At 59.6% G+C, this 14,668-nt stretch carries 12 protein-coding genes and 1 tRNA gene; 5 read left to right on the forward strand and 8 right to left on the reverse strand.

From position 1 onward, the window contains the following. Positions 1–62 precede the first annotated feature (62 nt). Complete coding sequence (locus tag ACTG2U_RS01865) at positions 63–314, forward strand: DinI family protein (protein WP_335843486.1); 252 nt, start codon at positions 63–65, stop codon at positions 312–314. Between the two features lie 177 nt (positions 315–491). On the opposite strand, the gene ACTG2U_RS01870 is transcribed toward ACTG2U_RS01865, so the two are convergent. From ACTG2U_RS01870 to dcuC, 5 genes are all read right to left on the reverse strand, one after another. Next, positions 492–1,355: a DUF2927 domain-containing protein gene (locus ACTG2U_RS01870; RefSeq protein WP_439973938.1), complete on the reverse strand. Its 864-nt coding sequence runs from the start codon at positions 1,353–1,355 to the stop codon at positions 492–494. 26 nt (positions 1,356–1,381) lie between these two features. Continuing rightward, on the reverse strand, positions 1,382–1,885 hold the full coding sequence (locus tag ACTG2U_RS01875) for a M48 metallopeptidase family protein (RefSeq protein WP_150389026.1): 504 nt from the start codon (positions 1,883–1,885) through the stop codon (positions 1,382–1,384). Positions 1,886–2,030: 145 nt separating this feature from the next. Continuing rightward, the gene (locus ACTG2U_RS01880) at positions 2,031–3,671 is read right to left on the reverse strand and encodes a hypothetical protein (RefSeq protein ID WP_439973939.1); all 1,641 of its coding nucleotides are present in this window, start codon (positions 3,669–3,671) and stop codon (positions 2,031–2,033) included. Positions 3,672–3,857: 186 nt separating this feature from the next. Continuing rightward, complete coding sequence (locus ACTG2U_RS01885) at positions 3,858–5,504, reverse strand: bifunctional metallophosphatase/5'-nucleotidase (RefSeq protein WP_439973940.1); 1,647 nt, start codon at positions 5,502–5,504, stop codon at positions 3,858–3,860. A 91-nt stretch (positions 5,505–5,595) separates the two neighbouring features. Further along, a complete protein-coding gene (dcuC, locus tag ACTG2U_RS01890; protein WP_005336914.1) occupies positions 5,596–6,948 on the reverse strand; it encodes an anaerobic C4-dicarboxylate transporter DcuC in 1,353 nt (450 codons plus the stop codon). Positions 6,949–7,143: 195 nt separating this feature from the next. Between dcuC and ACTG2U_RS01895 the strand changes: the two genes are divergently transcribed. Continuing rightward, the gene (locus tag ACTG2U_RS01895) at positions 7,144–7,608 is read left to right on the forward strand and encodes a hypothetical protein (RefSeq protein WP_335812918.1); all 465 of its coding nucleotides are present in this window, start codon (positions 7,144–7,146) and stop codon (positions 7,606–7,608) included. A gap of 183 nt (positions 7,609–7,791) precedes the next feature. Then, complete coding sequence (locus tag ACTG2U_RS01900; RefSeq protein WP_064338058.1) at positions 7,792–8,388, forward strand: DUF922 domain-containing protein; 597 nt, start codon at positions 7,792–7,794, stop codon at positions 8,386–8,388. A gap of 95 nt (positions 8,389–8,483) precedes the next feature. Here the strand turns inward: ACTG2U_RS01900 and mnmC are convergent, their stop codons facing one another. Next, positions 8,484–10,502 (reverse strand): bifunctional tRNA (5-methylaminomethyl-2-thiouridine)(34)-methyltransferase MnmD/FAD-dependent 5-carboxymethylaminomethyl-2-thiouridine(34) oxidoreductase MnmC, encoded by a 2,019-nt coding sequence (mnmC, locus tag ACTG2U_RS01905; RefSeq protein WP_439973941.1) that lies wholly within the window; start codon positions 10,500–10,502, stop codon positions 8,484–8,486. 90 nt (positions 10,503–10,592) lie between these two features. Between mnmC and fabB the strand changes: the two genes are divergently transcribed. Then, positions 10,593–11,804 carry a beta-ketoacyl-ACP synthase I gene (gene fabB, locus ACTG2U_RS01910; RefSeq protein ID WP_107683071.1) on the forward strand — a complete coding sequence of 404 codons (1,212 nt, stop codon included), beginning with the start codon at positions 10,593–10,595 and terminating at the stop codon, positions 11,802–11,804. A 323-nt stretch (positions 11,805–12,127) separates the two neighbouring features. Here fabB and ACTG2U_RS01915 read toward each other — a convergent pair whose 3' ends face one another. Next, the gene (locus tag ACTG2U_RS01915) at positions 12,128–13,813 is read right to left on the reverse strand and encodes an aspartate:alanine antiporter (RefSeq protein ID WP_005336899.1); all 1,686 of its coding nucleotides are present in this window, start codon (positions 13,811–13,813) and stop codon (positions 12,128–12,130) included. Between the two features lie 137 nt (positions 13,814–13,950). On the opposite strand from ACTG2U_RS01915, the gene ACTG2U_RS01920 reads away from it, so the two are divergent. After that, on the forward strand, positions 13,951–14,448 hold the full coding sequence (locus tag ACTG2U_RS01920; protein WP_335833416.1) for a hypothetical protein: 498 nt from the start codon (positions 13,951–13,953) through the stop codon (positions 14,446–14,448). A gap of 138 nt (positions 14,449–14,586) precedes the next feature. On the opposite strand, the gene ACTG2U_RS01925 is transcribed toward ACTG2U_RS01920, so the two are convergent. Beyond that, positions 14,587–14,662: transfer RNA gene (locus tag ACTG2U_RS01925), tRNA-Asn, on the reverse strand. Positions 14,663–14,668 lie beyond the last annotated feature (6 nt).

Raw genomic sequence — 14,668 nt, forward strand, 5'->3', positions numbered from 1 at the left:
GGCACTTTACTTCCCATAAATGCTGTATAAAAATACAGTTATAAATCATGGAGAAGTTTCCTATGCGTCTTGAAATCATCATCGACAGAAAACATCAGATCCCGACCTCGACCATGGAGGCGCTGCGTCAGGAGCTGCTCAAGCAGCTTGGTGAAAAATTCCCCGACATCCATGTGCGGGTCGCGCCGGGCAGTGCCATGGCTCTGACCGTCAGCCGTGCCAGTAAGGAAGACAAAGAGCTGGCCGAAGCCATGGTGCAGGACGTGTGGGAGAACGCCGAGAGCTGGATGCCGGAAGAGAATGTCGCATCCTGATCCCGCTCGGTCAGTGGATAACACGGGCGTTGGATACATGGGCGGCGTATAAACGTGCATGCCCGATAACGCACCGTTGATCCTCGGATAACAAAAAACGCAGCCAGGTGGCTGCGTTTTTTGTGGGTGGTGAGAGGTTCGCGGTGGCTTGTCTGGCTCTGGGGTGAGCCAGGCCCGTTACAACCCCGCCCAGCTTTTCAGGCTCTGCTGCTGCACCCGGCGATTGGCTTCGCGGATCTCCCCTTTGGCGCGCAGATCCTTGATTGCGAGCGGCAGGGCTGCGCGTACCTCATCGCTGCTCATCCCAGCCTTGAGGGCTGGGTGATAGGCTAGTTTGAGCAGCACATAGTCGAGGCCGGTCAGGAAACTGTCGATGCTGTTGTCATTGAAGATGGAGGGAAACACCTTGTCAGAGTCGTTGGGCAGCCCCATCACCTGGGTGAACTCCTCCACCACACAGTCGAGAAAGCGACCCTTGGCCCGGCTGTAGTCTACCGGAATGATGATGGTGGCACGGCTGATCTCGTGTTTTGCATTGGTTGCGAAGTTGGCAAGGCAGAGCCCCTCCTTGAGCGCCATCTTGACCGATGGATCGCCCCCCATAGTACGGTTGGCCCAGCTCTTCATCTTGTTGTAGTCGGTCATGATCAGGGTGAGGTTGGGCTTTGCGGCCACCATGCTGATGGAGTGGCCGGTGATGCGAGCCAGATGGGCCGCCTGTACCTTCACCACGTCGGCCTGCAGCGGCTTGTCACCCGACTCGTTGATAAGTTGCAGCCGGATCGGCTGCTGCCAGCGGGCAAAACGGGTCTGCCTGGCTTCGCCATACTCCCGCTCCATGGCGATGGCCATAAAGCTCTCGACCAGATAGCTGTCGCTCTGCCAGCGCTCATCGGCACGGGCGCTGTGGCCCGCGAGCAGAAGCAGCAGCGCCAGCAGCCCACGTGACGCGCGGCGGGGACGGGCAGCGCGGCCCAAGCTGGCCATTACCAAAGTGGCAATAAAGCGGGTGGCACCAAAGGGGGTTGCGGCAAATGACATGTTTCCTCCCTGAAACGGTTGTCAGCCTAGCGGTTGGCCTTGTCGATATCGCGCCAGGTGAGCCAGAGCCTGAGATCAAACTCCAGTTGATGATAGTCGGGCTCCATGTGCTGGCAGAGCTGATAGAAGCTCTTGTTGTGATCCTTCTCTTTGATGTGGGCCAGCTCGTGCACCACGATCATTTTCAGGAACGGGGGCGGCGCCTCCTTGAACAGGGCGGCGATGCGGATCTCGTTCTTGGTCTTGAGCTTGCTGCCCTGCACCCGGCTGACGTAGGTGTGCAGGCCGAGGGCATCCTTGATCACGTTGATCTTGCCATCGAACACCACCTTTGACAGGGGCGCCGAGCTCTTGAGGTAGCGGTTCTTCAGCTCCATGGTGTAGGCGAGCAGCGCCTTGTCGCTCTGGATCTGGTGGCTCTCCGGATAGCGTTTGGCCAGCATCTCCCCAAGCTTGCCCGCCGCAATCAGCTGTTGTACCTGTGCCTTGAGAGGGTCGGGATAGCCGCCCAGATAAGTCAGTTCCGCCATGGTGTCACTCGTTACATCAAAAAGAGCGTCATTGTAGTTATCTCGGGCGGGCTTGCCTACTGCGGGCCGCTGCTGCAAGGGGGCTCTGGCGCAAGAAAAAGGGCGGCCATTGCAACAATGGCCGCCCTGCGGGGCGTATTGACGGTCAGCGTCGGCGATAGAGACCCGGATCCACCTCTTCATAGTGGCTGGTCAGGTATAGATAGAAGGCGAGATGGGAAGGAGAGCTGGGTTTTTTCAGCTCCTCGCTCACCCGATCCGGCTTGGCGATGATGAACTTCGGATTCTGGCGCTGGATATCGGCCAGCACCCGCTCGCGCACGTCATAGGGCGGATTGACGTTGGCAAAGAAGAGGTAGGCGGATGCCGGCTGGCGATCGGTCCAGAGATAATATTGCGGCTGGATGCCATCGACCCAGATCTTGTCGCTCGGGACTGTCTCGGCCTTGATGCGATCAACTCGTACCTGCGCGGCCGGATTGAAAGGGCGACCCTTGAGGGTGCCTTCCCAGGCGTTGTTGATCATCAGCAGCATGGCCAGCGTTGCCAGCCAGGGGGTGGCACTGCGCACATCCCAGGCGCGCCAGAGGGGGATGAGGATCAGCACCGGCAGCGCCCACAGCAGGCTGGTGCCGAGCACCTCGTTGACCCGCTCGAGGGACCACTCCTTGGTGCTCCAGCCAAAGGCGAGCTGCTGGGCCAGCAGCCAGCTGGCGGTGAGTACCACCAGCGAGATGCAGAGCAGGCCGATCGCATCAGCCTGCTGTTCGCTGCGATCCAGCAATACCGCCAGCGGCAGCACTGCCAGTTGCAGATAGAGCACGTCGTAGTGATCGAACACATGGCCGGAGACCGAGTTGGCGATCAGGGTGAACAGCACCCCAAACAGGGTCGCCAGCAGGGCGGGCAGATACCACTCCTGACGGCGGCTCAGCATCAGAATGATGAAGGCGGGCAGCAGCATCACAAGGCCGGTGCGCAGCAGGCCGACGGCGCCCACCATGGGGGAGAAGCCGTTGCCATAGCTCCCTTCGAAGAAGATGTCGAAGGCGTAGTATTTGAAGGCCGCCAGCAGATCATGCTGCTGGAAGTAGGCGTAAAGCGGGCCGCCAATCAGCGTTAGCCCCAGCAGGCTGGAGATGAGCAGCAAGATGGCGTCACGCCACTTTTCGTGCAGGCACCAGTGGCAGAACAGCACCAGATACCAGGCGCCCCAGAAGGCGCCGTTGTTGGTGCGCATCCAGGCGACGATGGCGAAGGTAAGAGCCGCTACCAGTGCCGGCCACCAGCGAAATCCCTTGTCCAGCAGCAGGGTGATGAAGGCCCACTGGGCGATGAGGGCGAGGTGGAAGGTCCAGTCCTCAGTCATGTTGCCGTAGTAGTAACGGGTGCCGTAGAGAGCCAGCACCGCCAGCATGGCGCCGAGCCGCGCCTTGAACGAGAGTCCGAGCTGGGCAAAGGCCTGCCAGCTGGCCAGCAGTCCGAGCCAGCAGAGCACCCACTCCAGCGCCCAGATCCCGACAAAACCCCCCATTCGATAGCCCAGCGCGTCGAGGGCGAAGATCATCGGCCCCTTGATGTCGATCATGTCGCGATAGAGCACGCCCCCTTCGCTCCACATCTTGCCCATCACCGCGAACAGCGAGGCATCAAAGCCCGGCGCCATGGCGTGGAAGAGCGGGTTGCGCAGACAGAAGAGCAGCGCCAGCAAGGCGGTCAGCAGCACAATGGCTGGCTTGATACCCGGGTTGACGCGAGGGGGAGTGAAACGGATGGAGTGATTCATGAAGTCGCCTGTTCCTGCAGCTGGTCTTGAAAGCGGGCCTATCTTGCCGAGCTAGTGAGTGCGATGCAATGGGGCGGGCCCGTGTGGGGCAAATATTCTCGAAAAAGCCCGGTTCTTGCAGGGAACCGGGCGCTGGCTGCGGCAATTTTGGCCGTCAGGGGATGTGGTAAAGGCATCCCCCGGATATCAACTGAAGTACTCAAGCACGGGCGGCTGCGCTTCCAGTGTCGGAAGGTGACGGGCCCAGCGGATAAAGGCATCGGCCAGGGTGATGCCGAGCTCCTGATTGTGCTGGGTCAGGGTCCGCGCCAGTGCGGTGTAGCCCTCCTTGCCGGAGGCGGTATAGGCGCTCGACACTCCGCGATAGACCTGTTCGGCATTGACCGCTTGCCACTGGCCGGGGGCGGCTTCCCACTCCAGTCGGGTGATGCGCTGACCCTTGGGCCGATCGGCCTGATAGGTGAATCGCACCCCTGCGGTGTAGGGGAAGCTGCCGTTGCCATTGCCGACCACGCCGTTGTTGGTGGCGTTGTCGATGGCATTCTCCAGCGCCTCCGCCAACTCGTGACCGTGCACCCGATAGAGGGTGAGGGGAATAGCAAACGGCAGCAGGCGACCGGCGATATCCGCTTCGCTCAGGGGGCCCGGCTCCAGCGAGCAGCGCACGCCGCCGGCGTTGTGCAGGGCAAAGTCCACCTCGCCTACCTGTTCACGGGCGGCGGTCAGCATGGCGCTGGCCACCAGCGGGGCGAGCTGGCTGCCGTGGGGCAGGGTGGCATCCGGCAGCCGCTGATGGGGAAGTGGCGCCGCCAGTCGGGTGACGATGCGCTGGCTCATGGTTTCAATCTCCGGCCGATAGCGTTTGGCCAGATGTTGTTCCAGTTGTGGATCCGGCTCGCAGAAGGTGAGCCCGACAGGTGGCGTGGAGGCAAACGGCCAGGGTTGCCAGGGGAGCCACTCCAGCTGCCCCTCACTTTGCACGACGCGGCCCGCCTCATCGAAGGTGAGCTCGCACACACCGAGGCAGAAGGCGCTGTGGCCAGCGTGCAAAATGGCTACCCCGTTGTTCATCAGCGGATAGCTGCCTTCGCTTGGCAGACCCAGCGGCGCGAGATCACCGAGCAGGCTGTGGGTGTGGCCACCGATGATGAGGCTGAGCTCGGGGAAGCGCTCGGCCAGCAGCTTGTCCTGATCCAGCCCGAGGTGGCTCAGCAGCACGATATGGTGGATCCCTTCGCGCTTGATCTCCCGCAGCACCCGGGTGAGGGTGTCGGCGACCGCGTGGAAACGGGTGTGGGGATCCGGGTTGGCGATGGCAGCCATCTGGGCGAGGGTGATGCCGAGCAGCGCAAAGGGAACCCCGTCGATCACCCGACGATGCCAGGGCTGATGGGCGTCGTAGAGGTGGGGAATATCCCACAGCCCAAGCGGCGTGTCAGCTGGCTCCTGACTGTTGTCCAGATTGGCGGCCAGCACCGGAAAATCGAGCTGGCGCAAGAACTCCACCAGCGGGCCGTTGCCCAGATCGAACTCGTGGTTGCCGAGCACCATGGCATCGGGGGCCAGCATGGCGAGCAGGTCGGCGTTGGCGCGCCCTTTGAAGCGGTTGAAATAGAGAGAGCCCTGAAAGGAGTCGCCACCGTGCAGAAACAGAAAACGCTGGCCGGCTGCTGCGGCTTTGGCACGCAGTTGGGTCAGTCGGGTCAGGATCCGGGCATAACCGCCGCACTGGGTGCGCCATTGGCCTTCACCGACAGGGGAGAAGCTCATGGGCGCGCCATCGAAGTGGGAGTGGCAATCACTGAAATGGGCAAGTTGAACCGTAATACTCATCTCGGTCCTCCTTAGGGGGAAAATGAGCACCGAGTCTACTGCAAAGGGGGGGGAGGATACCAGCCCGGCAGGGTGCCGGGCTGGTCAATGATCAGGCGGGTACCATGATCTGGGTGGCGACGATCACCACCAGCAGGCCGACGGCGACCGGCATACTGGTGCGCTTGACCACCTCGAACGGCGAGAGCTTGCCCATCCCGGCACAGGCGACCACCACCCCGGAGACTGGAGAAATGGTGCGACCCAGGTTGGAGGCTTGCAGCATCGGGATCACCAGATAGGCCGGGTTGATGCCAAGGCTGCTGGCCAGGTTAGGGATCAGCTCCACGAAAGCGTAGAAGGGGGCATTACCCGAACCGGTGGTGAAGGCGGCCAGGGTGGTGATCACCACCAGCGACAGCATCATGATCAGGCCGCCGGAGCCGAGATCCTGCGCGTGAGCCAGCAGGGTGTCGATAAAGCCGATGGTCATCAGACCCTGGGCGAAGACGCCGGCACCAACCAGCAGCATGACCACACCGGCAAAGGCATCAGCCATGTTGCGCCAGCAGACCTGCAGACCGTCCAGCAGCTCCTTGCCATTGCGGATCCGCACCAGCTCCAGCAGGCTGGCCAGCACCATGCACATGACGATGATGGTGACGATATCCAGCTGCGGACCCCATTTGCCGTCAAACACCAGCACCCCGATGATGGGGGTAAAGGGCAGGATGGCGTAGAAGGCAGGCGCAGTCGTCACCAGATCACCCGGTGCGACCGGCTCGTTGTGCTCACCGGATTTCTGGTCAAGGTAGCGCTGCCAGAAGAAGTGGGTCACCGCCATACAGGCGATCGCCACCAGCGAGATGGGCAGGGTCAGCTTGAAGGCAAAATCCAGCAGCGGCATGTTGGCGGCCTGAGCGGCCATCACCACGTCCCCTGAGGTCGGTGCCAGAATGATAGCGGCTGGCGAGGCGCACACGGCAGCAGCCGCGCCACGGGAGATCCCCATGTTGACCATCAGCGGGAACAGGGTGGCCATCAGCAGCACGCCGAGGCCGGTAGCGGAGCTGACCGCCAGCGACATGGCGCAGGCCACCAGATAGGCAGCCACCAGCAGGATATAGGGGGACTTGATGATGCCGAGCGGTTTGCTGGCCAGCTTGACCAGAATGGTGTTGGCGCCGATATGGCTCATGTAGCCGGCGAAGCCGCACAGCACCATGATCAGCATCCCCAGTCCACCGCCACGGTCATTGAGCAGGAAGCGGACGTATTCGAAGATATCGGTGGCGATATAGCCGGTGCTGACCACCTTGCTCGGCAGTACCGGCTTGCCCATCATGGCGGTGATGACCAGCAGCAGCAAGCCGCCGCTCAGCAGCACCCCGGTCGCGGAGTATCCTTTGAAAATGGCACGGCCCACCACCAGGGTGACCAGGGTGCCAACGATGAGTTCCAGCATATGTTGCCTTCTGATTGGATGAGAGTGGAGGGAGTCTATTCCGATAGGGGTAGAGTGGCGACTGGAAACAGGATGTTGTGTGAGCTAAATCAACGTTTAACCCCATGAACAGAATTAAAGAAAGGTAAAGGTACTTTACCCAGCGGGTTTGGCTACCTACCCTTGCCAGCCTTGGTTGTCTTTTGAGGCTTTTATATGGTGACTGGTGATTTTTTAGGCATTAAACGCTCTATTTTCCTGCTTGCGATGCTATTTTCACCTACTTACGTGTTTGCGGTAACCAATGACGGTTTTCATCAAACCGGTCCTCATCAGGCGGTCGCCATGCGGCGTCTCATGGCTCCTCACTCTTACGGCGTACTGGTGGTTGCCGAGGGGAACAAACCCCGTTTTGCCGCGCTGGCATCCAAAACCACCGAAGCAAACTGTCTGGCCCGTCATGCCATCCGGGTAGATGGGGTCGCGCTGCTGGTCACTCCGAGATTCTATGCCAAAGAGGGAAAACGGGGACTTTGCGAGCTGTGGCTCAATGAGGGGGCAGATCAGGACTTTTTTGCCAACCGTCTTAAAAATGATCATTTTATTCAGATAGATGGTCATGACATCAATGTGAAAAACTATCACCTCGACTGGCAGCGCATCAGCCGTCATGCTCAATAAAAATACAGTTTTGGCCTTGTGCCATACTCTGCTCACGCAACCTGTGAGCGTGCTCTGATTTCTGGGCGCATCATTGTGTTGCGCCGCCTCGTCGTCACACATAGGCTATACCCGTCATCTGTGTGGCGGTGGGGTTCACCAAGGTTGGTACTCCGCCCGTGCAATCAAGGAAGGTAGTCTGGCATGGTCAGCAAGGTTTATGGAGTAGTGGGGGTCGGGTTGTTGCTGTTGCCCCTGATGAGTCAGGCTCAGCCGAGCCGGCCGCAAGTGGTGCCAGAGTCCCGCATCAATGTCCGTTTTTATGAGGTCAATGCAACCAGTCCGGAGCAGCTTGCCCGGGCGATTGCCCAAAGTGCCCCCAAGGTGAATGGCAAGCCCGTACTCGGCAAGGCGAGTTATCAGGTGGACTGGCAGCTGGATACCGAGCAGTTGCCGGGGCGCTGCCAGCTCAACCGGGTGACGGTGACCACCAACGCCACCGTGTTGCTGCCCCGCTGGCGTCAGAGTGCGAACAGTAACGAGCCTGCCCGCCAGCGCTGGGGGCGGCTGCTATCCAGCATGTTTGACTACGAATCCCGCTTCAAGGAGATGGTGCTGCAAGGGGCCAATCAGGTGGGCGGTGCGATTGCGGGATTACCCGGTCATGCAGATTGTCAGGCACTGCGCTATGCCGCGTGGGCAGCAGGTAGTGGCGAGCTGAGCAAGGTCAAGGGACGGCTCGACGGATTCCAGCGTCAGACAGGTTACGGCGAACAGCTCGGGGTGCACTGGCCCAAGTGAGCGCTATCTCAAGACGCAATATCCAGCATCGCACGATTTGATAAATAGAATGGCCGCCCGATGGGCGGCCATTCTATTTGCTTGCAGAGTCCGGTTCAGACCAGCGCCTTGCCTTTGAGCAGTTTGCGCACCCAGTAACGGGCTGGGTGGAGCGCTTCCAGCAGATCGGCGGCCAGCGGTAGGGGATCGCCGCAGATCTCGCTGGCGAGCAGCTCGCCACAGAGCGGCGCCGAGCAGAGGCCCCGCGAACCGAGCGCCCCCAGCATATAGAGGCCGGGGTGAAGGGGGAGCGGCTGGGCGTTGTGTTGATCATGCTGCAGCTGCGCATAGTGATCCGCCAGACCTTGCAATCTGGCCACTGGCCCTACCACCGGCAGGTGATCCCGACTGGCGCAACGCACCCCCACGCGCGCCTCGTTGCCGCTCACATCCACCTCGGCGGGCCAGGTTTGTTCCGGCAGGCAGGCTTGCAACCGCACCTGATTCTGGATTTGCTCCTCGGCACGAAACTCAAGGCTGCTCTGGTTACGGCCATAGCTGGCACCAATACAGTGTTGATCGTTGTGCATAGGTGTGAGGTAGCCATCGTAGCAGAGCACCGTGTTGAGCTGACTCAAGCTGGCTGAGGTTGGCACATGACTCACCTGACCGCGCACCGGATAGAGCGGCAGCTCGGCAAAGGGGAGCAGTGCTGGCAACTGGTGACCGGCGGCGACCACCAGATTGGGGGCCTGCCAGTGGCGGCCATCCTGGCTCTCTATGTGCCAAGCATCTGTCTGCTCGGCAATGGCAACCACCTCGGTGTTGAACACCACCTCAAGCAGGCCGCTGGCTTGCGCCTCTTTCAGGGCGGCTCGGGTGAGATCGGCCGGACAGAGCCAGCCCCCCAGCGGGTAACTGACGCCGCTGTGGCCGCAGGGCAGGCCAACCACCTGCTCTACCTCTGATGTAGAGAGGGGATGCATCAGCTCGGACGGGAAGGGGCCCTGACTCATCTTGGCCAGCTTGGCTGCCGATTTGTCGTCATAACCGAGCTGGGTCACTCCGCATAATTCGAAAGCGATAGGATGGCGTTCGGCCAACGCCAGCAGCCGTTGACGGGCATAGCCAAAGGCGAGCGAATAGAAGCGTGACAGGGCATCGTGCTCGCCGTTGAGCAGTGGATAGAGGGCTCCTTGGCGGTTGCCCGAGGCGCCGGTGGCCGGTTCGCCATCTGCACACAGCAACGTCACCTTGCGACCCCGCTCCACCAGAGAGAGCGCCGTCATGGCCGAGGCGATGCCGCCGCCGATGATCACTACCTCGCCAGCGCGTCCGGCAGGACGGGCATACCAAGGGGCGATGGTCTGCTGCGGCTGCTTGTCGGTGCGATCCCCCACCAGCATCTCCCGCTTGCTACCGTGGCCCTTCACCTTCTTCATGGCAAAACCGGCGGCAATTAGGCCGCGACGGACAAAACCGGCACAGGTAAAGGTGGCAATGGAGCAATCGGGACGGGCGAGGCGAGCGAGACCATCAAACAGCTCCTGTGTCCACATCTCCGGGTTCTTGGCCGGGGAGAAACCATCCAGATACCAGGCATCCACCAGACCTTCTGCCCGATGAGGCACCTGCGGCAGCATATCCTTGATATCGCCAAACCAGAGATCGAGGCGAATGCGGCCACCCGCAAAATGCAGGCGGTGGCAACCGGAAACCGGCAGCGGCCATTGGGCGACAAGATCCTGACTCAAGTGGCCAAGTTCAGGCCAGGCGGCCAGCGCCTTGCGCAGATCGTCTTGGGTCAGGGGGTATTTCTCGAAACTGATGAAGTGCAGACGGGAGCCGTTGCCGGATTGAGGCGCCTGTTCCAGGAAGGCTTGCATTGTCGCCAGAAAGTTAAGGCCTGTGCCGAAACCTGTTTCACCTATCACGAAACTGTCACTATCGTGGTGCGAAAATCGCGCAGGTAGCCGGTTTTGCTGCAAAAAGACGTAGCGGGTTTCACTTAGACCGTTATCATTGGAAAAGTACACATCCCCGAAGTCACTGGAGACAGGAGTTCCCGCTTCATTCCAGTCCAATCGGGCATGATGTAAGGATGTTTGACTCACGTTTTCCTCGGCTCGCGTCACAAAATCGCGGGCATTCTACGTGAAAGCAGACCAGTTTGGCAGCCGAAAGCGGGTAGACTTGGCGCCAGTTTTTCCAGACGAGATGAATTAATGAGAAGAGCAGTGATCACCGGTATCGGCGTCATCTCCAGTATCGGCAACAACAAGGAAGAAGTGCTGGCCTCCCTGAAAGCAGGTAAATCCGGCATCACCTATTCCGAGCAGTTCGAGCAGCACAACCTGCGCAGCCGTGTCTGGGGTAACATCAAACTCGATCCGTCTGAACTGATCGACCGTAAAGTCATGCGTTTCATGGGCGACGCTGCGGCCTACGCCTACCTCTCCATGCAGCAGGCCATTGAAGATGCCGGTCTGGCGGAAGATCAGGTCTCCAACGAGCGTACCGGCCTGGTGGTCGGTTCAGGTGGTGCCTCCGGCAAGAACACCTCGGAATCTGTGGACATCGCCCGTGAGAAAGGGGTCAAGCGTGTGGGCCCTTACATGGTGCCGCGCACCATGTCCTCCACCACCTCTGCTTGCCTGGCGACCCCGTTCCAGATCAAGGGTGTCAACTACTCCATCAGCTCAGCTTGCGCCACCTCTGCGCACTGCATCGGTCACGCACTTGAGCTGATCCAGCTTGGCAAACAGGATGTGGTCTTCGCCGGTGGTGGTGAAGAGCTGGACTGGTCCTCTACCATCCAGTTTGACGCCATGGGCGCCCTCTCCACCAAGTACAACGACACGCCGGAAAAAGCGTCCCGTACCTATGATGCGAACCGCGACGGTTTCGTTATCTCCGGTGGTGGCGGCATTCTGGTGATCGAAGAGCTGGAACATGCGCTGGCGCGTGGCGCTCACATCTATGCTGAGCTGACTGGCTATGGTGCTACCTCCGATGGCTATGACATGGTCGCGCCGAGCGGTGAAGGCGCGGTGCGTTGCATGAAGATGGCGATGCAGGGTGTGGGCAAGGTTGATTACATCAACACCCACGGCACCTCCACTCCGGTGGGTGATACCAAAGAGCTGGAAGCTATCCAGACTCTGTTTGGCGCCAACGGTCCCAAGATCTCTGCCACCAAGGCGATGACCGGCCATGCGCTGGGCGCTGCGGGCGTGCACGAGGCTGTCTACTCCCTGCTGATGATGGAACACGGCTTTATCGCTCCCAGCATCAACATCGAGACTCTGGACGAGAAGGCCGAAGGTCTGCCCATCGTGCGTGAGTACGAAGTGGCCGAACTCAACACCGTCATGTCCAACAGCTTCGGCTTTGGCGGTACCAACGCTTCTCTGGTGTTCAGCAAGTTCAAAGGCTGATTATCCGGTTGATATAAAAAAGCGCCTCAGGGCGCTTTTTTTGTTTCCGTGATCTGCCATCACTCATTGCAGAGCAGAGCAGAGCAGAGCAGAGCAGAGCAGAGCAGAGCAGAGCAGAGCAGAGCAGAGCAGAGCAGAGCAGAGCAGAGCAGAGCAGAGCAGAGCAGAGATCGCCTATTGTGGAATAGGGGGGCAGATTTCAGCGCAGATGGTGGGGGGAGGTGACGCCACATCAATGAGCCTGATCTACATCTCTCTAGCGGGGCAGATAGCAAGAAGGGAGCATGAGGCTCCCTTCTTTGTTAGCGGTAATGTGATGGCTGCTAGAACCAGAAGCCGATGATAAAGGAGCCCGCCAGGGTCAGCATCACGTTGGCCACCGCATAGGTACCGGCATAGCCGAGCGCTGGAATGGAGCTGTTGGCTGCCTCGTTGACCACATCCATCGCCGGGGCACAGGTACGGGCACCTGTGATGGCACCGAGCAGCAGCGCCGGGTTCATCTTGAGCACCCAGACCCCGAACAGATAGCCTACCAGCACCGGCAAGGTGGTCACCAGCATGCCGGAGAAGAGCACTACCGTACCCACCTCGCTGAGGTGGTCGAGGATGCCGCCACCGGCTTTCAGGCCCGTGCTTACCATAAAGACCGCCAGACCGAGATCCTTGGCCAATCTGAGCGCGCCGGGCGGCACATAGCCGACCGTCGGGTGGTTGGCCCGCAGGTAACCCATCAGAATGCCTGCCAGCAGCAGGCCGACGGCGTTGCCGAGACCGAATTCGATCTGACCGAACACCAGCGAAACGGAGCCGATCAGCAGGCCGAGTACAAAGAAGGTGGTGAAGGCCACCAGATCCGTGGTCTGGCTGTGGATGCTGATAAAGCCGATCTTGTTGGCCAGCAGTTTGACCCGCTGCTTCTCGCCGCTGATCTGCAACACGTCGCCCTTTTGCAGCATGATGTTGCGATCGAACGGCATCTCGATCTGGGAGCGCACTACCCGGTTGAGGAAGCACCCTTTCTCGGTGAGGTTGAGCTCCACCAGATGGCGGCCTACCACAGAGTCATTCTTTACCACTATCTCTTCGGTGACGATCTGCAGGTCGAGCAGGTTGCGGTCGAACACCTCTTTACCGTTGCGGTAGTTGACGTCCAGTTTCTCGTGGCTCTCGGGATAGCCCACCAGAGCGATCTCATCCCCTTCCTGAATAACGGCATCGCCGTCGGGGCTGGCCAGAATGCCGTTGCGGCGGATCCGCTCTACATAGCAACCGGTATGGGGATAGATGCCGGTCTCTCGCAGGGTACGACCACCTATCCATGCTGCCAGTTCGGGGCCAACCCGATAGGCGCGGATGATGGGCAGATAGGTCTTGCGACTCTCGCTGTCGGAGAGCCCCCGCTCACGGGCGATTTTTTGCGCTTCGGTATTGAGGTCGAGGCGTGCCAGCGATGGGAGATAGCGCACCACCAGCATCAGGCCCACCAGACCCACCAGATAGGTCAGGGCGTAGCCGATGCCCATATTGTCGAGCACAGCCTGCATATCGGTCTGATGGGGCAGGTTGAGCAGACCACTGCGCAAGGCATCCTGAGCACCCACCAGTGCCGGGGTCGAGGTGAGGGAACCCGCCAGGATCCCCGCCGCCATGCCCGGTCCCAGATTGAAGAACTTGGCCAGCCCCACCGTCAGCAACAGGGCGGTCAGCAAGATCACCAGGGTCAGGGTGATGTAGTGGATGCCGTCGCGCAGGAAGACGCTGAAGAAGTGAGGGCCCGCCTCGATCCCTACACAGAAGATGAACAGCATAAAGCCGACGTTTTCAGTGGTGGCCGCAAATTCGAAGCCCATCTGGCCGAACAGCAGGGCGGTAAACAGCACACCTATGGTGTTGCCAATCTGAAAGTTGCCAATTCGCACCTTGCCAAGCAGCAGGCCGAAGGCCAATACCACGAACAGCAGCAGGGAGTCGCTTTGATGTAGCAGTGTCACGAAATCTATGGTCATGCCCGGAAAAACCGAGGAAAAAAGTGGGGTCGATATTGTGCCGGATCTATCCCCAATAAAGAAGCGCAAGGGAGCGATTAATCGGACGTTATCGGACGCTATTTGTGGAACCGGCGGCGTGATAGGGAGACAAGCGGATGAAATCTGGCAATTTTTGCTGTAACCGTCGTTGTCAATTAGTGAAATCTGCTGCCCGCGACCGAAGTGCTCTGGCGCAGGCCGATATTTTAGATTCTGCTGTTCAGCCGCTTGGCGGGGATCAGTTTCAGCAGATTCAACCGATGGCCGCCATGGTGGATAGAGGGGCAAATCAGCTTGATATTTGCCCGTTCGCCCACGGGAAAAGGGTTGGCAAAAAGATGCCTCTGAAAAGTGCCAATAGAGCCTGTCACCCCGCTGTTCCTGAGGGAGCAAAAAAACAGCATAAAATCAGGTTGGCCAGCAAAATGACTCTTCGCCGGGGGCCATCAAGGGCAATCCCGCGTCCTGACAGGGCTTGCTGCACTTACCCACAGAATCTGTGGATAACCCTGTTTATGAAACTTGTTCATCGCCCTGAAAGCCGCGCCAGCACTGGGATTCAAGGGCTGTTCAAAAAATACCGGAAGAAAAATGTTTGTATAAAAATCAAATAGTTATACGCGACAGGAGAAAACTCTGTCGAGCTGGGACGGGTAACAAAAGGGAGCGTCAGCAGCAAGAAGGATCTTGTGCATTAAAATTGGCAAGAGAGGGCACTAAAGTGGATAACTTGCACCGAGATGGTGAGGAATTGGCTCCCCCGACTGGACTTGAACCAGTGACATACGGATTAACAGTCCGCCGTTCTACCGACTGAACTACGGGGGAACATCA

It is taken from the genome of Aeromonas sp. 95A (genome assembly GCF_051919235.1).
GTDB classification, from domain to species: Bacteria; Pseudomonadota; Gammaproteobacteria; order Enterobacterales; family Aeromonadaceae; genus Aeromonas; species Aeromonas veronii.